The organism is Geobacter sp. AOG2, assembly GCF_019972295.1.
Classification (GTDB): domain Bacteria; phylum Desulfobacterota; class Desulfuromonadia; order Geobacterales; family Pseudopelobacteraceae; genus Oryzomonas.
The window spans coordinates 1227574-1253601 of sequence record NZ_BLJA01000001.1 but is presented as its reverse complement, the minus strand read 5'-3'; the positions used below and the strand labels follow the sequence as shown (position 1 = coordinate 1253601).

Sequence of the window (26028 nt, the reverse complement as noted above, 5' to 3'; positions counted from 1 at the left end):
GGAGGAATTTAAACAACTATAAGAACACCTTGACAAAAAATTTGTACCTATTATAAATTAACATTTTGAATGACTGTTCATTCGATACTTAGAGGGAGTCGGTGGCGTATGGCAAGACCTGATAAGCGTAAGGATATTGTTCGGGCGGCGTTACAGATCATTGCCGATCAGGGATTCCATGGTGCTCCCATGGCCATGATCGCCGAGCGGGCCGGGGTCGCAGCTGGGACGATCTATTGTTACTTCGAAAGCAAGGATATTCTCATCAAGGAATTATACCGGGAAGTTGAGGGAAAGCTGTTGGAGGCTCTCCGGGAGGGATACCAGACGGAGCGCCCCATCAGAGAGCGTTTTCTGCATTTGGGCGTCGGACTCCTCAAATACTGGACTGCTCACCCCCTCGATTTCAAATACATGGAACAGTTTCATAACTCCCCCTATGGGGCGGCTCTCCGCCGCGGCAGGTTTGCCAAGGAGTTCCACGACGACGACCTTCTGTATATGGAGTTGTTTGAGCAGGGGGTCTCCCAGCAGGTTATCAAGGATCTACCCGACATCGTACTCTTCGCCCTGTCTTTCGGGCCGTTGATCACCTTGGCCCGGGACAATATCCTAGGCTTCATCCAACTGAACGACGCTCTGATCGAAAAAACCGTTGCGGCATGCTGGGACGGCATTAAACGGTAGACTGCCGGGACAACTGCAAACGAGGCCAAGCATGACAGAATCGGCTCATACCACTATCCATCGTCACGATTATCGTCCCCCCGATTATACGGTTGACAGTATCGATCTTCGCTTTGAGCTGGGGGAGGATACAACCCTCGTCCGCTCCCGCCTTGCCCTGCGAGCCGCCTATGATCGCAGCCGTGAAGAACGGCCGCTGATTCTGGACGGCCATCGTTTCGCGCTGCGCAGCCTCCGCCTGGATGGAGTGCTCCTTGCCCCGGAGGCCTTCCATGTATCGGAAGAAACACTCTTTGTACCCTCGGTTCCCGCCGCCTTCATCCTGGAGGTGGAAACCGAGTTGCGTCCCCAGGACAATACCTACCTGGAGGGGCTCTATCGCTCGGGAGGGATGTTCTGCACCCAGTGCGAAGCCCAGGGATTCCGCTCCATCACCTACTACCCGGACCGTCCCGATGTGCTTTCCGTTTATACCACCACCATCATTGCCGACCCGAAGCGGTATCCGGTACTTCTGTCCAACGGTAACCCGGTAGACAGGGGCGAACTGCCGGACGGCCGCCACTTCATCACCTGGCACGACCCTTTCAGAAAACCAAGCTACCTCTTCGCCCTGGTAGCCGGTAAGCTGGCCTGTATCGAGGACGTATTTTCGACTTGCTCTGGCCGGAAGGTGAGCCTGCGCCTCTATCTCCAGGAAGCCAACCGCCTCAAGGGGGCACACGCGCTCCGTTCCCTGAAAAAAGCCATGCGCTGGGACGAGGAGACCTTTGGCAGGGAATACGACCTGGACTGCTACATGATCGTGGCGGTGGACGACTTCAACATGGGAGCCATGGAAAACAAGGGGCTCAACATCTTCAACTCCCGTTACGTCCTGGCCACTCCCGAGACCGCCACCGATGAGGACTACCAAGCCATAGAGGAGGTCATCGGCCACGAGTATTTCCACAACTGGAGCGGCAACCGGGTCACCTGCCGCGATTGGTTCCAGCTCTCTCTCAAAGAGGGATTGACCATTTTCCGCGATCAAGAGTTTTCGGCCGACATGGAATCGCGCGGCGTGAAACGCATTGCCGATGTCCGCTACCTGCGTAGTGCACAGTTCGCCGAGGACAACGGTCCCTTGGCTCACCCGGTCCGGCCCGACTCCTACATGGAAATCAACAATTTCTACACCAACACCGTCTATAACAAGGGTGGCGAATTGATCCGCATGCTGCGCACCCTCCTGGGTGCTGAGCGTTTCAGAAAAGGTATGGATCTCTACTTTGAGCGCCACGACGGTCAGGCCGTCACGATCGAGGATTTTGTCCAGGCCATGGCCGATGCGGGAGAAAGGGATCTGGGACAGTTCCGGCTCTGGTACAGTCAGGCAGGAACGCCCCATATCAAGGCATCAGGCATATTCGAAGCGGCAGACGGCGTCTTCACCTTGAGGGTGTGTCAGTCGTGCCCGGAGACTCCAGGACAGACTGAAAAACAACCTTTCCATATCCCCCTGGTCGTCGGCCTCCTGGACCGCGATGGCCGGGAGCTTCCGGTCACCCTGTTTGGCGAACCGGTACCCGGCCCAACGACCAGGGTACTTGAGGTGTGCAAGACCGAGCAGACGTTCCATTTCTCCGGTTTGGAACATGAGCCGGTACCGGCGCTGCTACGCAACTTCTCCGCGCCGGTAAAGCTGGACTACCCCTACCGCCACGACGACCTCGTGCTGCTCATGGCCCACGAAACAGATCCGTTCTGTCGCTGGGAGGCGGGCCAGCAATTGGCGTCCCAGGTCCTTCTCGGCTTGGTGGCCGACCAACAGGCCGGGCGGGAACTTAGGCCAGACCAGGCTTTCGTGGCGACCTACCGGGCAACCCTCACCAGTGGAGAGCAGGATCGGGCCTTTCTGGCCGAGGCGCTCACGCTGCCATCGGAGAAATACCTAGCCGAACTGATGCCGGTCATTGACCCTGAGGCCATCCACATCGCCCGAAAATTCATCATTCATACCCTGGCAACGCTGCTGCGGGACGATTTTCTGGCAGTTCGCGAAGTGTGTCGCAGTACGCAGCCCTATGATATTGACGACGGCCGTTCCGGAGAACGTCGCCTGTCCAACCTCTGCCTGGCCTACCTGGCGAGCCTTGAAGAGCAGGACATCACAAACCTCTGCATCCAGCAGTACCGTGCAGCCGACAATATGACCGACGCCGTGGGAGCACTCGCGCCGCTGGCTTCATGCAATTGTCCGGAACGTAACGAAGCTCTGGAGGATTTCTATCGTCGCTGGCAGGGGGACCGCCAAGTGGTGGATAAGTGGTTCTCGCTCAGAGCCATGTCCGACCTCCCCGGCACCATTGACGACGTCAAGGCTCTCATCGGCCACCCGGCCTTTGAACTCACCAACCCCAACCGTTTTCGCGCACTGGTTGGGGCATTCAGCCAGAATCAGCCACATTTCCATGCCGCTGACGGCTCCGGCTACCGGTTCCTGGTTGACCAACTGCTCCGCCTCATCCCGCTCAACCCCCAGGTTTCCGCCCGCCTGCTTGCGCCACTGACCACTTGGCGCCGTTTTGAACCTGGAAGACGGGCGCTTATGCAGCGGGAACTGATGCGGGTCCAGACCCTCCCCAACCTTCCACGGGATGTCTACGAAGTCGTTACCAAAAGTCTTTGACAAATACATTTCTCCATGTATCTTCTAGCAGCATGAGATCACACATGACAGAATTGCGCACCCCATACGGAAAGAATGACGGTGCATGCGTCTTAGGTTTGAGGACCGGACTCTCAGCCGCTGCCGTATGCCTGGCAATGTGCGGCTGCACGGTTGGCCCCGATTTCCGCGCCCCGGCGGCGCCGTCGGTCACAAACTACACAGCCACAGCCCTGCCGGTGGAGACTGCGGCAACTCCGGGCTGGGGGGGCGCGGCGCAACGCTTCACGACGCAGGAGGACATCCCGGCCCAATGGTGGGAACTGTTCCACAACCCGGCTCTGGACCACCTCATCCGCCAGGCACTGCAGGAGAGCCCGACGCTGGCCGCAGCTCAGGCGACCCTGCGCCAGGCTCGGGAAAATCTACTCGCACGCGGTGGAACCGAGTATTATCCCAGTGTGGACGCCTCGCTCAACGGCTCGCGCCAGAAGGTATCGGGCGCAGCCAGCGGTCAGCCTGATTACCCTGGCCTGACGTACAGCCTTTACAACGCTTCAGTGAGCATTTCCTACACCCTCGACCTGTTCGGCGGCGGCCGGCGCGAATTGGAGGCACTCCAATCCCAGGTCGATTTCCAGCGATATCAGCTGGAAGCCGCTTATCTGACCCTCACCGCCAACATCGTCACCACGGCGGTGCAAGAGGCCTCCCTCCGGGCACAATTGAAAACCACGCAGGAAATCATCACGTTGCAGGAAGAACAATTGGTGCTGGTGGAACGGCAGTTCCAGTTGGGCGGGGCGGCGCGTTCCGATGTCCTGACGCAGCAGGCGCAAGTGGCCCAGACCCGGACCGGTCTGCCACCACTTGAGAAGTCACTGGCCCAGACCCGCCACCAGTTGGCGGTGTATGCCGGCAAATTTCCAAGCCAAGCGGCGCTCCCCGAATTTGATCTGGATAAACTTCACCTGCCGCAGGAATTGCCACTCAGTGTTCCCTCAAAGCTGGTGCGCCAGCGTCCGGACATCCTGGCTGCGGAGGAACTGCTGCATGCAGCCGGTGCCCAAGTGGGCGTGGCCACGGCAAACCTGTACCCCCAGATCACCCTGAATGGTAGTGTTGGTTCCCAGGCAGGCAGATTGGAGGACTTGCTTACATCCGCCACTCCTATATGGAGCCTGGGAGCAGGCCTGTTGCAGCCTCTCTTTCACGGCGGCGAACTGACCGCCAAACGCCGTGCCGCTATTGCCGCCTTTGACCAGGCATTGGCGCAGTATCGCGAAACCGTTCTCCAAGCCTTCCAGAACGTGGCGGATGTGTTGCAGGCGCTCGAATCCGACGCACTAACGCTCAGGGCGCAGGCGGAAGCCGAAACGGCAGCCCGTGATTCCCTGGAGCTGACGCAACGGCAGTTTGCGCTCGGCGCGGTTAGCTACCTATCGCTGCTCAACGCCCAGCGCCAGCATCAGCAGGCGCTCATAAGCCTGGTACAGGCACAGGCCGCGCGTTTTGCCGACAGCGCGGCGCTCTTCCAAGCCTTGGGAGGTGGGTGGTGGAACCGGGAAACGAAATCCGCCGCCGGAAACGGCAGTAACGGAGTACACGTGAACGGAGACATCAAACCATGAAAAAACGCCTCATCCTCTCCATATTCGGCCTGATTGTCATCATCGCCATCCTCGCAGGCGTCAAGGCCATGCAGATCGGCGCCATGATCGATCAGGGAAAGAAGTTCGTCCCGCCCCCCGAGACGGTCACATCGGCCCAGGTCAAAGCCGAATCATGGGCGGCAGACCTGACTGCGGTCGGCACGTTGACGGCGGTGCAGGGGGTCACGGTAGCCGCCGAATTGACCGGCAAGGTCGTGAAGATCGGGTTCGAGCCGGGCGCAAGGGTGAAAAAAGGTGATCTGCTGGTGCGGCAGGACACCTCCTCGGAGGAGGCACAACTCCCCGGTCTTACGGCCCAGGTGAAACTGAACCGCACCGAACTGGCGCGTGCGGACAAGATGGTGGCCGATAAGATCATCTCCCAGTCCGACCACGACAAAGCCGTGGCCGCCTATGACCAAGCGGTGGCCCAGGTCAACAACGTCCGGGCCACCATCGGCAAGAAGACCATCCGTGCCCCCTTCACCGGGCGCCTCGGCATCCGTCAGGTCAACCTCGGCCAGATACTCCGTGAGGGAGATCCCATCGTCTCCTTGCAGACACTCAGCCCGATCTTCGTGGATTTCACCCTGCCGCAGCAGCAGATGGCCCGGATACATTCCGGCCTGCCGGTACGAGTCACGTGCGATGCCCTGCCGGGTGAAACGGTAGAGGGACGCATCACCGCCATAAATCCGCTGGTAGACAGCGATACCCGTACCATCAAGCTTCAGGCCACTGTGACCAACCGCGCCGAAAAATTGAGGCCAGGCATGTTCGTCAACGTGGCGGTCGGTCTGGCCGCGCGCCCGAAGGTACTGGCCATTCCGGCAACGGCGGTGCTCTATGCCCCCTACGGGGACTCGGTTTTCGTCATCGATACGCAAAAAGATGGCAAGAAGGGGCTGACGCTACGGCAGCAGTTCGTGCGCCTCGGCGAAAAGCGAGGCGATTTCGTCGCCGTAACCAGCGGGTTGAAGGAGGGAGAATCGATCGTCACCACGGGGGTTTTCAAACTACGCAACGGCCAGTCGGCGGTCATCGACAACAAGCTCTCTCCTCCCTTCCAGCAGTCACCCAAGCCGGAGAATAACTGACGATGAAATTCACCGATCTCTTCATCCGCCGTCCCGTCTTGGCCCTGGTTGTCAACCTGGTGATCATCATCGCCGGCTTGCAGGCCATCCGGACCCTCAATGTGCGCCAGTATCCGCACAGCGAGAATGCGTCGGTAACCGTCACCACCGTCTATACCGGCGCTAGCGCCGAATTGGTGCGCGGCTTCATAACCACCCCTCTGGAACGGGCCATCGCCGCAGCCGATGGTATCGAATACATGGAATCTCAAAGTGCTCTGGGGCTCTCCACCATCACGGTACGCCTCAAGATCAACTATGATTCCACCAAAGCCTTGGCCGAGATCAGCTCCAAGGTGGACCAGGTGCGCCGCGACCTGCCGCCGGAGGCAGAGGTGCCGGTGATCAACATCGAGTCGGCCGACAGCCAGTTTGCTTCGGCCTACCTGAGCTTCACCTCCGACATCCTCAAACAGAACGAGATCACCGACTACCTGGTGCGTGTCGTCCAGCCCCGCCTGTCGGCCATCTCCGGTGTTCAACGGGCCGACATTCTGGGCGGCCGCACCTTTGCCATGCGCATCTGGCTGAAACCGGAACGAATGGCGGCACTCAACATCAGTCCGGCCCAAGTGCGCCAAGCCCTGGCGGACAACAACTTCCTCTCGGCCCTGGGACACAGCAAGGGGTCGTTGATCCAGGTCAACCTGACCGCCGACACCAATCTCAACACCGTGGGCGAGTTTAAACGCCTGGCTGTGCGTGAGCAGAACGGCGCCATCGTGCGAATCTCTGATATTGCCGACGTGACGCTGGGGGCCGAAGACTATGACTCCGAGGTGCATTTCTCCGGCCAGACTGCCGTATTCATAGGCATCTGGCCCTTGCCCAACGCCAACTCCATCGACGTCATTAAAAAGGTGCGGGCCGAGATGGCGGCCATCCAGCGCGACCTGCCCAGCGGCATGCAGGCCCACGTGGCCTACGATGCCACCGATTACATCAACACCGCTATCCACGAGGTGCTCAAAACCTTGGGGGACACGCTGATGATCGTGATGGTGGTGATCTTCCTCTTCCTGGGTTCCTTCCGTTCTGTAGTAATACCAGTGGTGGCTATCCCGGTCTCGCTGATCGGGGCGGTCTTTCTGATGCAGGCCTTCGGCTTTACCGTCAACCTGCTGACCCTCCTGGCGGTGGTGCTCTCCGTAGGTCTCGTGGTGGACGACGCCATCGTGGTGGTGGAGAATGTGGAACGTCATATGGGCGAAGGAAAATCCCCCCTGGAAGCGGCACTGCTCGGAGCCCGGGAACTCGTGGGACCTATCATCGCCATGACCATCACCCTTGCGGCGGTCTACCTGCCTATCGGCCTGCAGGGCGGACTGACCGGCTCACTCTTCCGCGAGTTTGCCCTGACCCTGGCCGGTGCTGTAACCATCTCCGGTATTGTAGCCCTGACGCTGTCACCGGTCATGTCGGCCAAACTGCTCAAACCGGGTAGCGAGGAGCATGGCTTGGCGGGCCGCATCACCCGCGACTTCAACCGCCTGAAAAACGCCTACGGTCGCTGGCTCTCCGCGACCCTGACCGCCCGGCCTGCTGTCTACACGGTCTGGATCGTGATCACGCTCCTGACTATCCCCATGTTCACCATGTCGGCCCGCGAACTGGCACCAACCGAGGACCAGGGGGTAATCTTCGGCATCCTGGACGCTGCGGCCAATTCGACGCTGGACCAGAATAGCCGCTATGCCGCAGCCGCCAACCAGATTTTCATGGGTATACCGGAAACAGACTTCACCTTCCAAATAACCATGCCCAACTCCGGTTTCGGCGGCATGGTAACCAAACCCTGGAACAACCGCAAACGCACGATCTTCCAGATCATGCCCGAAGTCCAGCAGAAACTTCAGGGTATTGCCGGCATCCAGATGTTCCCGGTCACCCCCCCGGCGCTGCCTGGCGGCGGCCAGTTTCCGGTCGAATTCATCCTGGCCTCCACCGCGGACACAAACCAGATTCTGGAATTCGCCCGTCAATTACAACTTAAGGCCATCCAGAGCAAAATGTTCGCATTCCCACCTCTCATCGACGTCAAAGTGGACCAACCCCAGACTGAGTTTGTCATCGACCGCGACAAGGTCGCCGCCCTGGGGCTGAACCTGGGACAAGTCGGCGCCGACCTGGGTGGCATGGTGGGGGGCAACTATGTTAACCGTTTCGATATCTCCGGCCGCAGCTACAAGGTCATTCCCCAGATAGAGCGCGTAAGCCGCCTTAACCCGGCCCAGTTGAAGGATATCTACGTTACCGGGCCCGGGGGTAAGCTGATCCCGCTCTCCACCGTGGCCACCCTGAAGGAATCGGTCGTACCACGTTCCTTGAACCGTTTCCAGCAGTTGAACGCCGTCAAGATAAGCGGTGTGGCCATGAGGCCTCTGGATGAGGCGTTACGCTTTCTGGAGGGTGAAGCTGGCAAGATCCTGCCAAAAGGGTATGTACTGGACTACACCGGCGAGTCGCGCCAGTTGCGCACCGAGGGAAACAAATTTCTGCCTGCCTTCGCTTTGGCCATAATCCTGATCTTCCTGGTGCTGGCGGCCCAGTTCAACAGTTTCCGCGATCCCTTTGTCATCCTGGCCGGTTCCGTACCGCTGGCCATCTTCGGCGCGCTGATCTTCACTTTTCTGAAAATGCCCGATCCCAACACCCCCTTCTGGACCCGTGGCTGGACCACCACGCTTAATATTTACTCCCAGGTCGGACTGGTGACGCTCGTGGGGTTGGTGTCCAAGAATGGCATTCTGGTTGTCGAGTTCGCCAACAAGTTGCAGTTGCAGGGTCTCTCCAAACTTGATGCCGTGCACCAAGCCGCCATGACCCGCCTGCGGCCGATCCTGATGACCAGTGCCGCCACCATTGCGGGCCACTTTCCCCTGACCCTGGTCACCGGTGCCGGCGCAGCCGCCCGTAACTCCATCGGCTTGGTGCTGGTGGGAGGTATGTTTGTCGGTACCCTCTTTACCTTGTTCGTCGTTCCCTCCATCTACATGCTCATCGCCCGCGACCACGGCAAGGACCGGGAGCGTGAGGCTGCTGTGACGGCGGCAGAGGTTGCATAGCTTCTCCTGCACGATTATCTGAAACGCAGCAAGAACAGTCCCCGTCGTTTCCAACCCTCGAACTTGTCCGTAGGCAACTTCGGCGAGGTATCGCCCTCGGACTCTGGGGCGAAGCCCTTCCTTGGCTTTATTTATTTGAACGAAAGCTGTAGCGTGGGTTCGGCGATATTTCACGATGGAATATGGGAGGACGCCCTGAATACGGGATGCAGAACCGTAAAACAAATGATGTAAAAATCCGTAGCGGTGTTAAACGGTTATTTTGCAGAATTGTTTGCGATCATAGGATTGACTCATAAAAAAACAGTTACGTGCCATTATGATGTGCTGGCACGTAACTGTTTCTACGTTGGCGGAAGTCGCCTGTTACCGGTAAAGCTCTGCGCTGGAAAGCGTCATATAGGTTATCTGCAGGTTTCCGTTGGAATCGGTGGTTTGGAGTGCGGTATTTCCTCCGATTACCAGGATCCTGCCGTTACCGGGCAGCAGTACGGCGGTATGGTTTGCCCGCGATTGTGCCAAAGCTCCCGTGGCAGCAAACAGATGTGCAACAGGATCATACAGTTCTGCGCTGGCAAGGTAGGTTGCCCCGCTTGCGGCTGTGCCGCCGAAACCACCTGTTACCAGCACCGACCCAGCCAAGTCTGCCAGACGGGTTGCCGTATGATGACCACGTGGATCGGTGAGCGTGCCGGCTATGTCGCTGAATCGTGCGCCCAAGGCTGCAGCAGGGTCGTAAAGTTGTGCGGTGTTGAGATATGAGGGGTTTGCGGCATGGGTACCCATGTCTCCCCCGACAATTACAACGGAACCATCCTGTAGAAGCGTGGCCGTATGCAGCCAACGCCCGGTGTCGACAGCCGGGTCCACCAGCATGCTGTCAGTAGCGGTAAACGTATCGGTTATGGGGTCATAGAGCTCTGCCGCCGGCAACCGCGCTCCGCCGATGCCGACACCGCCCGTCAGGAGTACCTGTCCATCGGGTAGTAGCGTCGCGGTGTGATAGTAGCGCGCGGTAATCATCGGCACTGTTGCCGTGAAGCGACCCGTAACCGGATCATACAACTCAGCGCTGTCCAGTGCATTGCCGGCGGCCAGGTTGCCATTGGAATTGCCGCCGCACACCAGTACCTTGCCGTTTGCCAATAGAGTTGCGCTGTGAAACGCCCGCGCGGTGGTCATGGCCCCGGTAGCGGAGAATTTCCCGGTGGCGGGATCATAAATCTCGGCGCTGGCCAGCGGAACATTGGTTGCGTCCACGCCGCCGGCTACCAGAATCTTGCCGTTCGTCAGCATGGTTGCGCTCTGGTATGCCCGTGGATTAGACATGGAGCCGACCGACGTGAAACTGGCGAACGTCGGCCGGAATACCTCAGCCGATGCGATGGCCGTTCCCAAGCTTCCAAGTCCCCCAGTTACCAACACCTGACCGTTTGTAAGCAGGTTGGCAGTATGATTGGAACGCGCGGATCGCATCGAGCCTGCTGAAGTAAAGGTGCCAAAATAGCTGACCGTGCCGGTGACCGTGATTGTGGCCGAGGCTTTTTTCGAAGTATCGGCGGCACTGGTTACAGTGACTGTCGCCGTGGCGGGAAACGTCCCGCTTGACGGCGCGGTGTACACACCGGTAGCGCTCACGCTGCCGACACCCGTGACAGCCCACGTAACAGCTTGGTTTGAGGTTCCGCTCACGCTCGCGGCAAAGGGGGTGCTTGCTCCCGCCACAAGGGTCGCAGTTGTTGGGCTGATGGTTATGGAGACAGACGTTCCTCCCCCTCCCCCTCCGCACGCGGAAATCAGCAGTATCGGCACGACAATCAGCACCCGCCGGTATTGTTTCAGTATTCGTGAGCATGATCGGATCATGGCGCCCCCTCGATGTTAGTAAACAGGTACATAATTTTGGTCAGCATGTGAGTATCAGTGGTCTCCGCATTACGGATAAAGCTGTTTCCCGTTTTGATCGTAATACACCGATTTCACCGCAAAACCCGGAGTCGGCCGCACCGTCGACAAATTGGTGAATATGGCGCTGACCGACGTCGAATCGACTGCGAAGTTCGGCACATCGGTCGGTATGGTGTAGTGCAGTTTCATCAGGAACGCTGACGACGTGTCGAGTGAAAAACTAGTCCCCGATGCCCAACTTGCTGACAAGTTCTTCGGAGTAAGCGCCGCTGCGAATGAAAGCGCGTTTCCAGAGGGTACCGTTGTGCTATAGTTCGTGAAGGTGGCCGGAAGTGCATTTGTCACATTAAATGTCAGGGCACTCAGATTGTTGAGATTCTGCTTGCTTGACACCAGAACATCGACCGTGGAAGGCTGCGTAATGAACGAAACCGGAGCACTGCCTGCAAATCCGGGATATGCAGCTGTCACCTGATAGGTGCCTGGGGTGGTGCTTTTTATTTTCGTGGTGGCGATTCCACCCGAACTTGTTACGCCGGTCGGGGTAACCGTGGCGCCGGGAGTCACGCTAAAATTGACGACGGATCCGGTTTTGACAGTGGTGACATAGGACGAGAAATCGGCCGAAACGGTTGTCGAATAATTGACCAATAGCGGATTTTGAGCCGCCGTTACCGTAACTGGTGTTGTCGAACTTCCGCCGCCACCACCGCCGCAGCCCTGGAAAACCAGCGTCAAACCGGTAAGAATTGCCATGTGCATACAGGATCTTAATTTCATCAAGTACCTCCTTGTGGCGTGAGCCTCGTAAATATGGAACAAGTTGCGGTGTGCGATTGCAGTGTAATTCTCCCGTAGACAATCATCTCAATCTAGAATGGGTCGAATCCGACCGCTTTCTGCAGGATAAAGAGCGCGTCCTGAATGGTGAGATCTCCATCGGATTTGGCAATTCCAGTTGCCAGAGGCGATACATTGCCATTTTTTGCTATCAGCGGTGTCATGGGCGTGCTCCCCATAATGGAACGCAAGACAATCACCACGTCCGCCAGATCTATTTTTCCATTCCCGTCGACATCGCCAGGCAATGTCAGGTAGGAAAGCGCTTTTGCGACGTCAAGCCTGCCGTATCCAGTGACATTATCCGGGCCGCTTGCCCCCGCGACGGATTTTTCAAGGGCTTCTTCCGCCTGCTGCAACGTCAGCGCCGGAACGGCGGACTTGAGCAACGCATAGGCTCCGGCCACGTGCGGCGCCGAAAAGGACGTTCCGGAATTATACCCGTAATTACCGGCCAGAGAGGTCGATCGCACTTGCCAGCCAGGTGCCGCCAAGGCCGGAAAAAACGAACCATCAAATGCCGAAGGGCCCCTGCTACTGAATGACGCAATCTGGTCACTGGCCATCGTTGCCCCCACGGAAACGGCGCCCGGATTATTACCGGGGCTTGTGGATGTATTGGTTCCCGGTCCGGAGTTTCCCGCCGAAAAAACCACCTCGATACCCGCCGCAGCAAGAGCCAGAATGTCCGGTGCGAATTCTCCGTCATAGCCACCGGGATTGTTGAGATCCCAGGAATTGTTGACCACATCGGGGACATCCCTGTTCGCCGGGTTTCCGTCCGGGTCGAGGACCCAGGCGAAGGCAGCATGAATAAGGCTTGTCTGCGCATTACCCTGGTCATCGAAGATCTTGGCCGCTATCCATTGCGCTCCCGGTGCTACCCCGACAGGATTGCCGGTCATATCCCCCCCCGCAAGTATGCCCATTGTAGCTGTCCCATGTCCGCTTGCATCATAAGGAACGGTTGTGGAACGGTACGGGTCAAACCAGTCATGGGCTCCTCCCCGCCACTTTGGCCCCACAGCGGGATGGCTGACGTCCACTCCGGTATCGAAAGACGCTATCACCGTACCCTGGCCGGTAAACCCCTGCGCCCAGACTGTGGGGGCACCGATGGCATCCAGGTTCCAGGCGCCGGTTGCCTGTGGTGTCGCCGTAAGGCCGGAAGGCTCCGGATTGCCGACGGAAGCATCAGGTGAAGGCGCCAGATGCAGAACCCTGTCGAGGGTGACCGTGTCCACGTCATCACGGTCTGCCAGCGTTTGAACGACATCCGCCGTTGCGGTCAACGAAAACCCGTTAAAAATCCAGAAGGGCCTGATTCGCCGCGCTGTTCCCGCGACGGCTCTCTCGTCAAGATAGCCCTTCAGGTCCTGCTGAGACTGTTCCGCGTTACTCCGCAGCGTACGCACCACCTCGGCAACCCGGGCATGTCGCCCAAGGTTCTTTACCGATGCGGACAAGACGCTACGATTCACCACTGATCTCATTCTGACCAGAATGTCGAATTCCTGGCCAAAGGACGCATCCTTGATCCGCTCAGCCAAGTCGGGGGCAAGCATGCCGGCATGCAACGGAACAGTGTCCCCCAACATCACCACAAGTGAGAAAGAACTGAGTATGAATCTGAAAACGGCATGAAAATGATCAGTCAACAACGATGCCCTCAATTTTAAGGTCGCCGATGAAAAGGGTGACACTGCTTCCCACTCTGACCGACTTCTCGGAATTACCGAAAAACATCCAGTAGATACGTTGCGTGTCCTCAAAGGCGCCCGGTAATTGTCGGAGCTTTCCAACTTTCGCCATCGACGGGACTACCAGAATCTTACCGGTAGCGTTATCCACCATAGTTAGCTTGACGCCACGATGCAGCACAGACATTGCCTTATGAGGATCGGCAATCCTATAGCGCATATCCACCATCATGCCGTCCATTGCCAGCTTGACACGAACCACCTGAATGCCGCCAGCCTCCCATCTTGAGGCGGCGGGCGCTTTTTCCTCGGGCGGCGGTGCAACCGGTGACGTTGCGCACGAGGAGCACCCCAGTGCGGTTGCGATAACCACGAGCCGGAATAATAGACGTCGCTTTCCACAAAATGGCGCGAGGCGGGATAGTTGCATCTGATCACTCCACCATCAGTACGGATTGAGCCCGATTGCTTTTTTCAACAGAATAAGTGCATCGGCTACAGTCAAAGCCCCATCCCCACACGGCAGCCCCGAGGTTGAAAGGGGAGTAACATCGTAACTGGCGTCATAGCCTCCGGCGACGACAATCCTCAGAGCTTTGACAACATCAATCAAGGTCACGTTGCCGTCATTATTCGCGCTTCCCTTGAGCGGACTACAGTTTTGGGTTGCCTGATCCCAACTGGCGAGAAAGGTGAGCATTCCGCCGGGGAATTTACCTGCGTTGGTCAGCCCGAGCCGACGGTCATAGATACTGTAATAGCCGGGTGTCGCCGCCTTGGTGAGATCAATCATCACATCCAGAGTTTTTCCGGCCGTCAGGTTCGGAGCAATTTCGTTGCGCGGATAGGTAAGCAAGTTACCGTCTTCGGCAATAACCGACGGATAAACGGCATGTCCCTTGGCAACTGCCGGATCGGCGCTGTCCATGTAATTGCCCTGAATTGCCGGAACAACACTGTCGTTACCGGCATTTATAAGGCGAAGCAGGGTTTTCCCGTTCGTGCCGTAGGGAGCGTACGGTCCGGGCTTGATGGTTTCCGGAAAGCTTTTTCCGTTAATCAGATAATAGAGAGCCCGGTAATCCAGCAGGGTACGCGAAGTTGTCGGCGCAGCAGCCACATCCTCGTTGAGGGTTACGAAACGTTTATTGGCAAAGTCGTAGCGCGCCAGAATTGTACTGAATAACAGTACTTCCTGATGATTGAACGTTGTAGCCGCGCTGCCGCTATATGCGGTTCCCGAATCGCCGGCCGGACCTACGATCAGAGCGCCGTAGAGGCCCAAAGGGATCTGGATCGCCGGGTTGGTCCCGCTCTCGTAGAGATAGGTGCCCTCTTTGGCGGTAAACGAATAACTTGCCGTACCGCCGTTGGCTGCCGCCTCGGTTGTGAACGACCGGACACGGAGTTTGTTAGGGAACGGCCCCGGCGTAAATCCGAAGTAGGGATTGACGGATACGTTTCCCGATGGCTTCGCGGCATCGTAATTCGGGCTGGTTGCAGTATTCAACGCGTTGGGCGTGATAGCGAGCGGCTGACCGGGAAAAACCAGCGAAACCGGCACCGGCAACCGGTTGGTAACGTTGATGGTGACTGCTTCTCCAGGTGCTGCCGTCAGTTTCGGGCCCGGCACCGTAACGGCCCCATTCCCGGCGCCGACGGTTGTGTCGTCGGCAAACCCCCAGACAGTGACGGTTGTGCCGTCCGCCATGGCGATGGTTGCCGTATCGGCCCGCAGGTTGTAGGTTGCGGCCTCCGCAGCGGCGTTCAGGCTGACGGCGGAGACCAGGAAGGTCATCAGAAACAGCGTGTATTTACAATAGTTCATGTTCAATGACCTCCGGTTTATTCTGCGGGGAGCGATAGAGACCACGGCACAACCGCTGCCATATTCAGCATCCCGCCCGGGAATATGTTGTTGCTGGTAATTTCCCGCTCGGCATGGCTGTGCCACATGAAGTAGTAGCTCTGGCCGCCGTAGTTGAAGCTGACGTTCGATGGGGGTAACGGCTCGGTACTACCCAGGTAGGGACTGCCGCTGAACCATGGGCCAAACGTGTATGTCAGTTGATCAGGTGAAAAGAATGTGGGGAGCGCCTGGAACGGTATCGAGGCACTGTCCCCTGTTTTCGGTGCGAACTGGCCGTTGGCGTAACGTCCGGTTACCGGGTCCTGTGCTCCTGGAGCAATAATGTCGCTGTTCGGGCCGCCCACATGGTCACCCAGATATTCATAGGGTGCGGGCAAATCGCCCGGCTTGTGTCCAAACGGGTCAAAGCCGAGGCCCTTACCGGTCCAACTGTAGAGAGAGTCGAAAGAACTGCCCGGCACCATGGTAAGGGTGAACTGTTCAGACGACAGGTCCGCACCGGTTTGCGAGGTCAGGGTCTGGTCCAGAGGATCAGCCGCTGACGACACGATCAGGCCTCCTTCGGCGACAATTCGCTGGTGGTTCCCGTGGGTGTGCAGGGGATGAAAGTCGCGCCCCATGTTGACGAAGCGGGTCAGTACCATTTCGCCCGGATGAAACATCACCAGACTGTTGTAGGGCTGGCTCGGTAATTCCGGATCATAGGCTTCTCCCATGATATCTGGAGCAGTCCTGCCGTTGATGAACCAGTAATTGGCCTTCCAACTGATAAAGGTTTTCTGTTTATTGAAGTCGATCCAATCGCCGTAGCTCACCGGCGACTTGGCTTTATCGCGGTAAAGTTCCATCCAGGTGTGGAAGTTGGGGTCCATTTCACTCAGGAAAAAGAGGAATTCCCGGTCATAGCCGGTTGATGCACCGATATTGCTGATAGGTGTGCCATTCACCGTAACAGTATCCGGCACTCCGGCTTCGTTGTAAGCAAACTTGCTGAAGGTTTTGTTTGGTCCCGGCGCGTAATGGTTCGGGAAAACGTCGGTGTAGGTCTTGGATGTCGGATTTTGTTTCGGACGCACGATGATGCATCCAAAAAGTCCCATACGCAGTTGAACAGCCTGGTTGGAACCGCTCTGGTAGTAGTAGGTGCCCGGGCGCGCGGCGATAAACGTGTAGGTCTGGGTGCCGCCGGGAACAGCTTCCGGCGTAATGGATGAGAGAGTACCATGGTTGAAAACCGGCACTACCGGCGTCTGGACATCCAACCCTGGGAAATTGATCGAAACCGGTTCGCTCAACTGGTTGGTCAGTTTAATGGTGACGGTGTCTCCTTCGGAGACAATCAGGGTCGGTCCCGGGTACTGGACCGCTCCCTTCACCGATTTCGAACTATCCTGGCCATCATCGTCGGCAAACCCCCAGATCAGTACGCTGGCACCTTCACCAGTGGAGATATGTCCCTCCTTGGCCGTAAGATTGAATGCCGGAGCGGGGCTGATGCCGGTATGTCCATCGATATGCGCCTTGGCATCGGGACTATACGCCATCAAGCAGCATGCAACACCGATGATCAGACTGAAATGCTTTCCTGCGTTTATCATACTCGGTTCCTCCACATTATCGAAGCTTAGGGATTGATCCGTATTTCGGTCATGGCGCCACTGCGGTCCATCTGGTCCGCACTGAGTTGTTCCAGGTTGCGCGAATACATGTAATAGGTTCCCGGTGCCGCGCCGGTGGTATCGATGATGAAATCGATCGATTCACCGCCGCCGATAAACACCGAATTGGCGGCATAGCTCAAATCCCTGCCGTTGGGCCGACGCAGAAACTTGGCATCCCTTGCCACCACACGCATGGGAAGCCCCAGAACCTCGATGGTGCAAAATTCCTGAATCGAGAGATTGGAAAGGCGCACAAGAATCTTCTGCCCAACAGTGGCGGTAATCAACGATGGTATCTTTTGAGCGGGATACGGGGCCTGGTCCAGGTACTGATCGACACTGTTCAAGATGACACCGTTATCGACGGTATCGGGGTAGCCCCGGCCGTTCAGCATAAAGTAACGCGCTTCAAACCCGGCGAAATCAAGTGGTTGAGCAAAAGAGTCCGCATCGTGGAATTTCGGGTCGATGTCGGCGAACTGCACGATCAGTTCCTGATCATACCCAGTGCTGCAGTCTCCATCGTCATAATCAAATCCTTTATAAGAGCCGGGACCAGTAGCCGGCCGACCATCCGTGCATGTAAGTCCGGTCCGGTTGACATCCTGCTGGGGCCGCACGACCAAGTTGCCCAACATGCCCATTTCCATATGTTCGGTAGCTTCGTTGTGGCAGTGATACATGTACGTTCCCGGATCGTTAAGCTGATAAAAATAGGTAAAATCCGACCCTTGGTTGACCGCAATTGTCGACATGGGTTCTCCGTCATAGAACGCGGTGGCCTGGGGGAATCCATGGAAATGGACCGTATGAGGGTCGAAGAGATCCGGTCGCATGGCCATACCCAGAGTTGACAGGCTCAGATAATGATGATTTCCCTCCATCATATCCAGGGTGGGTGCCGGGAAGTCAGCGTGGGTTTTGCCCAGGATCGCATTGGAGGTCGAATGATTGTTAAAGTGCACATGGGACGAAATGTTGGTGAAACCGAAAACATAGATATCTCGTCCATCAGGCATTTTGATAAAGCCGTCGGTAGCACCAAAGTGATCGCGCGTGTCCTTGGTACCCGTGCCGTACTGGACGAAACACAGTGCGGGTACTGCGCTGATGAACAGCAGCACAACCAGATATGCCGACACTTTCCTGAAATCAATCTTCATCTGACTCCTCCGTTAAAAGCTGGCGCTGCCGGGAGCTACCAGGTAATCAAGCCTATAGCCCGTTTAAGTATGAGCAGCACGTCCGCCAGACTGACGTCGTTGGTCGGCGGGACTGTGGTGAGGTCATAGTGTGCCGTGCCACCGGCGGGTCGGCCGGTCACGCTCAAGGGAGCGACATGGACATTTCCCAGCATCGTCGCGGTGACGCTGGACTGAGGTTCCGTACCGACCATCAGGCGCATGGCAATCACGACATCGGTCAGATCGACGATTCCATTGCCGTCAAGATCGCCTTTGGCATTGTAGTTGTCCGCGCCTTGGTCGATGTCCACTCGCGTATCTCCATCAATATCCAGATCAAGATTGGATGGCGACAGCCAGGTTTTGACCCCCGCGCCCCGTGCCGGTGATGTGCCGGTAATATGGTAGTTTCCGGTCAACGTCACCGGCGTATAGGTAAAGGCGACGAAATTGCCCAGCGCCGCCCCCCCTTGGGTGGCGGAGATGCTGTTGCGATACCCTGAGACAAAAGATGGATCTGCCTGTTGGTTACCGTTTATGGACGGGTCATAACGCAGAATGAGTCCAGGACCGTTTTGTCCCCCGATTTGAGACGCCCCGGTCAACAGGGAGTTATGCGCAACCAGGAAACGGGGTGCGAGGTCTGCGGGAGTTCCGGGATCGCCAAATACGCCCAAATCCCAGATCCCCGCTTCGGTGAGGGTTGCAATCCCTGCATTGGTGGCGGGATCAAAACCGTTCCAGAAATAGGACTTGTTGCCAAAAATCACGTCGTTGTACATTTCGGGATTGACTGACCAGACCGGATTGCCGTTGGCAGGGTTCTGGTAGTCGGATTGCTGCCTGAGCGGAGCGGTCGCCGGCGCGGTGCTAATCTTGGCGATCAGCAGTCCGCTGACAGCCTGAGTGGCAATGCCTGCCGGAAGCGGTTTGGTTATGGCGGTATTCGGCAGGCTGAAACCTACGTCGGCGCCGTTGAACGGAACGTTGCCGAAGGCCAGCTCTCCGGTGGCCGTGCTGTCGTTGTAGGAGACCGTATTGTTGGTGATTTTCACGTCCAGGGCGTCGGAGATCGCGATACCGCCACCATAACCGGCACTCAGGTTGTTGACGATCATGTTGTTGTCGATGCTGGTCCGATACCAGGAGAACGCCCCCTGCGTATTGTCGGGATTGGCGCTGACATCCTGCCCGTTGCAGCGCAACAGGGCGATGCCCCCGCCCAGGTTGCCCGCCTTGTTACCCTGTATCAGGTTGGCGTTGATCATGACGTTGCCGACGCCTTCCGAGACTCCGTCAAAGGGTGCCGGGACGGTTGCAAGCGGCACTTCACCGGCAAGGAAGATCCCCGCACCCTCGTCAAAGGACTCATTGAACAGGATCTTGTTGTTCTGGATCAGGCCATTGTTGCTGACGCCCTGGTGGGTGATGCCCGCGCCTCCCAATTGGGCATAGTTGCCACAGATCAGGTTATCGGTGACCCGGTAGCTGTCCGAACCGGTAAAAAGGCCGATCCCTCCGCCGCTGCCGATATTGAAGCCGGTGCCGCCATTGAAGGTGATCTCATTGTTGCTGATCAGCATGTTGTCGTTCAGGGCAGAAGCATATACCGGAACGGCCGCGACAGTGCCGCCGCCGGCCAGCGGCTTGGTCACGCTATTGGTGGCCTGGGCGGTGGGGACACCGATGCGGATGCCACCGCCGAAGGTGCCGTTGTTTGAGTAGATCTTGTTGTTGGTGATCTGCAGATAGTGCGCATAGGCATTGACGTTGATCCCGCCGCCGTTGTTGGCGCCGGTCAGCGCAAAACCGTCGATCAGCGCCTGGTTGGCGCCGCTGTCAAAAGGCTGTACAGTCAGAGAATGACCCGGCACGCCGGGGTCGCTGGCCGTGCTGGGCGCAAAGACCATCACGGCAGCGCCCTGCTCCAGGAAATAGTCTGGTTGTTGAGCGTCAACGATGAAGTTGGGGTTGGCCGTAACCGCGGCAAAGATGGTGGTGAAAGCGGCTTGGGCAGGCGGCGTGAAGTTGCCGGCGTTAATCAGGGTTACGCCTGGACCATATCCCTGCAACTTTACCGGCTTCCACATGATCAGGTTTTCCAGGTAAGTCCCCGGCGGCACGAGCACCAGATCGCCGTTGCCAGCCGCGTCGATAACATCCTGGATCGCGTGGCTGCCGCCCGGCACGACCCTTCTGATTGTGGACGTGGGGGCAACATGCAGGGAGATGCCGGTCTGGGTGGTTTTGAGATTGTCGTCGCGCGCCACCATAATCTGGTACATACCGGCTGCCAGGGGTGCGGCCGTGGTACTGTCAACCGGCGACGCAGTAATGGTGGTGGATGACCAGCTCAGGACCTTGAGCTTGATCGTCGAGGGGCTGCCGAAGTCGGCCCCTTTGGGCGTTGCATAAACACTGCCCGATTTCCCAAAGGAGTAGTCCTTGAGTATCGTTGAGTTGGGCACGCTCTGGTCGGGATTCAAGACCTGTTGCAGGCCGGCCGACGTAATGGTCAGCACTTTCTGGTCCACAGGCGCCAGCACGATCGGGCCGTCGTCGGTGCTGTTGAGTTCGGCGATGACCGGAGTGCCGTCACTGTAGTTGCAGTCGATCGGCGTGGAGTCGATGGCCGGCCTGATCGGAACGATGGGGGTGTCGGCGTAGGTTATCTTGCCCGGCCACACATCCATGGGGAATGTGGCGGTAGGATACCCCGGTTTGTAAAACCTGTCCTTAGTGCCGTCCGGCTTGAACTGTCGGTTGAGTACGATATTGATAATATGCGGACTGACACCGGTCGGGTTGGGGGTGTTGGTCCAAAAGGTGGAGGGCACCAGCATGTTGTACTGGCCCCATTCATCAGTGTAGCTGCGCAGCAATTCGTTGCCGTTGAAGTCGTCGATGGAAACCGGCATGAATGATGGACCCAGTTTGTCCCCCAGGCGCGGGTTGCCTTGGCGGAATTCAAGCGTCAAATCGTCGGTGACAAGGCCGATGATCCGGCCGGCCAGTTCGACCGGAGTAAAGATTCTGAAGTCCGCGCCGACGTTTTGTCCGAGCGGCAATTGCACCACTTTCATGGTGCAGAGTGGCGTGGTCTGGCCTGCCGTTGGTATCGGTGTCACACCGTCGTAATCATAAAACGCCGGCACGATGTGATCCGGTCCGACGCAGCGCGGTGGGCTGACCGCAGGCTTGGCGCTGGACGTTCCCTGGACTTTGTGATTGCGGAAGGCCAGGAACTGCTGGAAAGTGGCTGGCCTGCTGGTCAGGGACGCCGGTTGAGGGACCGATGGGGTCAGATCGGAGCCGCCCGGTCCCGAGAGGATGAAGTTGGTATCTTCCTCCTTCTGGATCTCATACCCGGTGGGCGGCACCGCCTCGACCACGTAGTCGCCGGCCGGCAAAGCGTTGCCTTCGCTGTCCTTTTCGAATACATATGTACCATCGAATACGCCCGGCTTGATCTGGTTCCAGATCGGCATGGTCTCGGAACAGTCTATATATTTATCCAGTGGTATGCCGCCGGCATTAATATCGATCCCGGCCGAGCGCATGCTGTCCAGGCACCCGGTAGGGAAGTTTTTATCCCAACTGTCGGTATGGGTGGTGGCGATCACCTTGGGGTTGCCGTCAGTGTCCTTGACCAGCAACGGTTTGCCGGAAATCCGGTCGTAGCCGTTAAGATACTGACTATCGGTCACTGACGAGTCAACCCGGTAGAGTTTCATTTCCACATCCGGCACTCCCGGTTCCCATGGTGCCTGAGCTGCCAGAGAGGGATCAACCGGAGCGCGCGTGAAGGCATAGGACACCATTCCGAATATGTAGCCCGCTTCGTTGGCGGCATAGGGCTGCTTATACCAGTCGATCCGGCCGGTGTTGTCCATATACTGGATGATCGCCTCGGTTACCACATTTCCCGTGTCGGTGCGCTTCTCCAACAGCGGCACGTCCTTACCAGGCGTATTGGAGGGGATAGCAAGCGCCGAAGAGCCCGAGGGAATGAAGGGGCCTCCCTTGTCCACATAAACCGTGGCTCCCACCGGTTTATAGAAGGTTGCGTCATTTTCCACCACCAGCCACTTGAAGAAGGGGAAAAATTCGGAAAATGAGTAGTTGCCATCCGGATCGGTTACGGATGACTGGAAAATGGAGCCATCCCTGAATCTGAGATTGACCAGTTGGTTGGACAACCCCGATGTGGTCGGTACGAGTTTCCCGTTGGAGAGGCTGCCGGAAAGCACACTCCCCTCCAGATTACCGAACCACTGGTAAATAGGGCTCGGACAGTAGGGAAAGGCCGCATCGGTGGACGGGCAGCCTTCGGCATTTATTTGGCCGCCGGTGGCCGGGACCGTGATGGTTCTGAAATCGATGATCTGATCAAGGGGCAAATCCCACATGCTCAGCGTGTAGGTTCCGGGCGGGACGTTCTTGATACTGAACTTGGCATTTGCGTCGCATACCGAACCGGTGACCGGGTCTGGAACTCCGTTGCACTGCAGAGCAAAGACCGCCGCGTTACCGTTATTTACATCAGAAAGCCCGATAATGGCCGTGGGAACGGGGTCGCCGGGGTTGAGCCCCAATTGCAGGGGTGGACGGTTGATGCGGTTCTGTACTACCTGTCCGTCGATCTCACCGGCGGTTTCTCCCGTAGCCAGTGTCCGAAACTTGGGAACGAGGCTCTGGCAGTCGGTATTGCCCAGAACCACATCGCCACAGGGAGCAGGCGTGCCGTTGTTGTTAACATAACCTGCCGGAAGTACAAACCCGAGGAAAGAATGGACACCGAAGAACCCGACCTCAGTAAAGTAGTTGGGTTCCCCCGCCAGGACCCAGTTATCTATGCCCGGAGTTCCCTCAATGGTTGACACCTGCATCCAGGGGCGGCCGTCAGCCGGTTGCACCCAGATACCATATTTACCCGGTGCCAGATTGGGGACCACGGCATTGTAGTTAAAATTGGTATCAATATAGTCATTCTTGGAAAGCACATAACCTGGTCCGACGCTTTTGACTGTTGCATTGCCGCCGGCATCCAGAATTGGATTACCATTGGCATCGCTGTTGTAGGTGGTGCCGATCGGGTTGCCGAAGGCATCCTGGGACTGCTGGCCGAGTTGGTCATATAAATAAATTCTGAAGCCGCCCAATGGCGGTTCATTGGGGATGTCCGGCGCTCCGTTGATCGGCATATTGTCTTGAAAAACCAGTACGGTGATCTGGGCCAGTTGGACCGGGAACGGGTTGGCAATCAGGGTGACCTGCGTGTCGCCCGGTTTGACCATGCCGCCTGAGATCGAGTAGTGCCCAGGGGCATTGATGGAGACGAAATAGCGACCCGTCGGGGGCAGGTTGACCACCGGATTGGCGCCGGTGCCGCTGGCAAGAACCTTGGCGTGGCTCTTGTGGATCGACACCGACAAGGCATCGAAGTTGTTGTAGACGCCGGCTGTTCCTCCGGGTCCGTCGTAGTTGGGGTGGGTGTTATCCTCCTGGACCACCCATTTGAAATCGGTGAGGTACCCGGTAATTTGTCCGGAGGCTCGATCCTTTTCCGCGACCTTGATAGTAAATGAGGCCATGGCGTCAAAGGGGCTACCCACGATCAGTATACCCATAAGCAGTGCCAACATACACCATGTCTCACACCAAACGATCACTCCAGATTTTTTTGCCATACAAGACCTCCAGCAGCATTTGATCGCCATTAATTGGTATGCAGGGTAACGCTCTGTCGATTCGACACAAAATATCAATTGCCGTCAGACATAATGGTTCTTAGCCTTGTTTATTCCATTAAATAAGTCAAGAATAAAACAAGTAAGTGCTAGAATTATTGAGCAATTTAATCGTATATGGAAATCGTTGCGTTTCAAATCAGTAACGTTGCCGGCACCAGTTACAAGGTGAAAAACGAAATTTCGGAACAGACATCCAAGGCCTGACTAGTGGATCACCCAATCGCTTTTGGCAATAAGCTGTGGCTTGGAATCTTGTGACAGTTGGACGATGTAACACCCCTTCGAAGTGTAATGCTGCCCTGGGCCAAAGCTGAGCCGAACGTAATCGGGGGAGGTTGAGACATCCCGTAACATACTGATTACGTCCAGAAAATAATCTCGGTAAAAATTGCGCTTCATATGCATGAGAGATTCCACAACAAGACTGATCAAGGAGAATGTCCTGGTTGCTATCCTCTGGTTGTCTGCTGTGATCCGACGGCTGTTGAGCCAGATAACAGCCAAGTTTTTGTAGACCATTTCATCTTGGGGGAGACGATAAGGGTAGGTGATGTAGGTTGTTGGACGCAGTTTGGCGGGTAGATCGCGGAATTTTTCGCCGAGCAGACCTGATGATATGAAAAATTCTTGAAAATCTGCATCAGTCCCAACCATTTCCGACGTTTGCAGACTGAGCTTATCGGTCCAGAGCAGAACAATCGCCATGGGATATTTTTTGTGAAGTTCTTCAAGGTAACCCACGGTGATTGCCTCGTTGGACCTTAAAGTCTGGACTGTGGAGGAGGGGCGTCCCAGTTCAGCCCATGTTTCTTCAAATCCCCGGGCCAACTCAGCACTACGCCGTGAAGGTGCAACAACCTGTACAACGTTGAGGGTTTCAGTGGAAGGTTTTCTGCCCGACAGGAAGCGGGCAGCGGCCTCTCCCTCCTGGTACAGCCCTTTTGAAAAATAGAGCGTATACCAATCATTGTCTGAAATGACTGGAAGATCGGTAATGGGGAAAATGCAGGGAACGCGATTGTCTTCGCAAAATCGGTGTATGGGAAGCCATTCATTGTCGGTTATGCCGCCAAGCAGTGCAAAGACCGGTTTATCGTGGTAAAGCTTATCCAACTGTGCGCGCCAAGTTTCGGAGGGGCCCTTTAATTCCCACACATCCAGCGTGATCTTCCTGTAGGCCAAGTCCATGATCTCCGCACCGATTCCGCCGGTCCTCGCCCGGGATACGTACGAAGAGGCCTGGTTGTTGTGCATGGTTATGTAGGATTCGAGAGGCTTGACAAGCGCATCACGATTAGCTGAAGTAACAGCATCGGTGATAACGGTGGCAAAACGAATGGTTGTATCTGAAACCCCAGGGGAATAGGTGGCTGACAATTGTTTCAAGTAAGCAATGAGCAACGCCATGTCGGCATCGTTGAGCAGGTAGCGCGGCATGACTGAATTCAACTCACGCCCCGATGGGTCGATACCACTTCCCAATGCTCGCGCCAAGGTGGCGTCCGTATAGGCTGGCCTGCGAATCGGTTGTCGATAGAGCTTGGGGATCTTGGCCAGTTCTGCGTCGCTCAGGGAGGGGCCGCCATAATAAGGCCTAAAGAGCGTTGTGCCATTGGTAGGTGGAGTTATAACCTGTCCTTCGTATGAGCCCAATCCACTACGCATATGGCAACTAGTGCAGGAAAAAACAGTCCCGTAGACAACAATGTCTCCCTTTACGATAGCTTCCATCGGCTCTTTTGACGGCAGAATCCCTTCAAGGTACATTGCCTCTCCCAGGCGTATTTTCTCAGGTGGCACATTTTCGGCGGCATAGCTTGTCCCGCCCGCCAAAAGGCTGATCAGGAGAGACAAAACAATGTTCCGCAGAAGAGTCATACTTGGTATCATGGTTGCCGACCTTACCCACCAGTAGATGCAAA

14 protein-coding genes are annotated in these 26028 nt (G+C 56.9%); 5 read left to right on the top strand and 9 right to left on the bottom strand.

Annotated elements, in window-relative coordinates:
• The first annotated feature begins 108 nt into the window (after window positions 1-108).
• Genes LDN12_RS05785 through LDN12_RS05765 form a run of 5 tightly spaced genes read left to right on the top strand, consistent with a single transcriptional unit; the run spans window position 109 to window position 9190 of the window.
• Complete coding sequence (locus LDN12_RS05785; RefSeq protein ID WP_223921727.1) at window positions 109-687, top strand: TetR/AcrR family transcriptional regulator; 579 nt, start codon at window positions 109-111, stop codon at window positions 685-687.
• Window positions 688-718: 31 nt separating this feature from the next.
• Window positions 719-3358, top strand: a complete 2640-nt coding sequence (gene pepN, locus LDN12_RS05780) for an aminopeptidase N (protein ID WP_223921726.1) — start codon at window positions 719-721, stop codon at window positions 3356-3358.
• Window positions 3359-3402: 44 nt separating this feature from the next.
• Entirely contained in the window at window positions 3403-4968 is a 1566-nt protein-coding gene (locus tag LDN12_RS05775; RefSeq protein ID WP_223921725.1) for an efflux transporter outer membrane subunit, read from the top strand.
• Complete coding sequence (locus LDN12_RS05770) at window positions 4965-6086, top strand: efflux RND transporter periplasmic adaptor subunit (protein ID WP_223921724.1); 1122 nt, start codon at window positions 4965-4967, stop codon at window positions 6084-6086. Before LDN12_RS05775 ends, LDN12_RS05770 begins: the two co-directional genes overlap by 4 nt.
• A 2-nt stretch (window positions 6087-6088) precedes the next feature.
• Window positions 6089-9190, top strand: coding sequence for an efflux RND transporter permease subunit (locus LDN12_RS05765; protein ID WP_223921723.1), 3102 nt, complete (start codon window positions 6089-6091; stop codon window positions 9188-9190).
• 366 nt (window positions 9191-9556) lie between these two features.
• Here LDN12_RS05765 and LDN12_RS05760 read toward each other — a convergent pair whose 3' ends face one another.
• From LDN12_RS05760 to LDN12_RS05720, 9 genes are all read right to left on the bottom strand, one after another.
• On the bottom strand, window positions 9557-11056 hold the full coding sequence (locus tag LDN12_RS05760) for a hypothetical protein (protein ID WP_223921722.1): 1500 nt from the start codon (window positions 11054-11056) through the stop codon (window positions 9557-9559).
• 69 nt (window positions 11057-11125) lie between these two features.
• Window positions 11126-11878: an Ig-like domain-containing protein gene (locus LDN12_RS05755; protein ID WP_223921721.1), complete on the bottom strand. Its 753-nt coding sequence runs from the start codon at window positions 11876-11878 to the stop codon at window positions 11126-11128.
• Between the two features lie 92 nt (window positions 11879-11970).
• Entirely contained in the window at window positions 11971-13596 is a 1626-nt protein-coding gene (locus LDN12_RS05750) for a S8 family serine peptidase (RefSeq protein ID WP_223921720.1), read from the bottom strand.
• Complete coding sequence (locus LDN12_RS05745) at window positions 13589-14068, bottom strand: hypothetical protein (RefSeq protein WP_223921719.1); 480 nt, start codon at window positions 14066-14068, stop codon at window positions 13589-13591. Before LDN12_RS05745 ends, LDN12_RS05750 begins: the two co-directional genes overlap by 8 nt.
• Window positions 14069-14083: 15 nt before the next feature.
• On the bottom strand, window positions 14084-15466 hold the full coding sequence (locus LDN12_RS05740; protein ID WP_223921718.1) for a hypothetical protein: 1383 nt from the start codon (window positions 15464-15466) through the stop codon (window positions 14084-14086).
• Window positions 15467-15483: 17 nt separating this feature from the next.
• Window positions 15484-17106, bottom strand: a complete 1623-nt coding sequence (locus tag LDN12_RS05735) for a multicopper oxidase domain-containing protein (RefSeq protein ID WP_223921717.1) — start codon at window positions 17104-17106, stop codon at window positions 15484-15486.
• Window positions 17107-17132: 26 nt separating this feature from the next.
• Window positions 17133-18332, bottom strand: a complete 1200-nt coding sequence (locus LDN12_RS05730) for a multicopper oxidase domain-containing protein (RefSeq protein WP_223921716.1) — start codon at window positions 18330-18332, stop codon at window positions 17133-17135.
• A 35-nt stretch (window positions 18333-18367) separates the two neighbouring features.
• Window positions 18368-23998, bottom strand: a complete 5631-nt coding sequence (locus LDN12_RS05725) for a right-handed parallel beta-helix repeat-containing protein (RefSeq protein WP_223921715.1) — start codon at window positions 23996-23998, stop codon at window positions 18368-18370.
• 312 nt (window positions 23999-24310) lie between these two features.
• Entirely contained in the window at window positions 24311-25984 is a 1674-nt protein-coding gene (locus LDN12_RS05720) for a cytochrome c (protein WP_223921714.1), read from the bottom strand.
• Window positions 25985-26028: the final 44 nt, after the last annotated feature.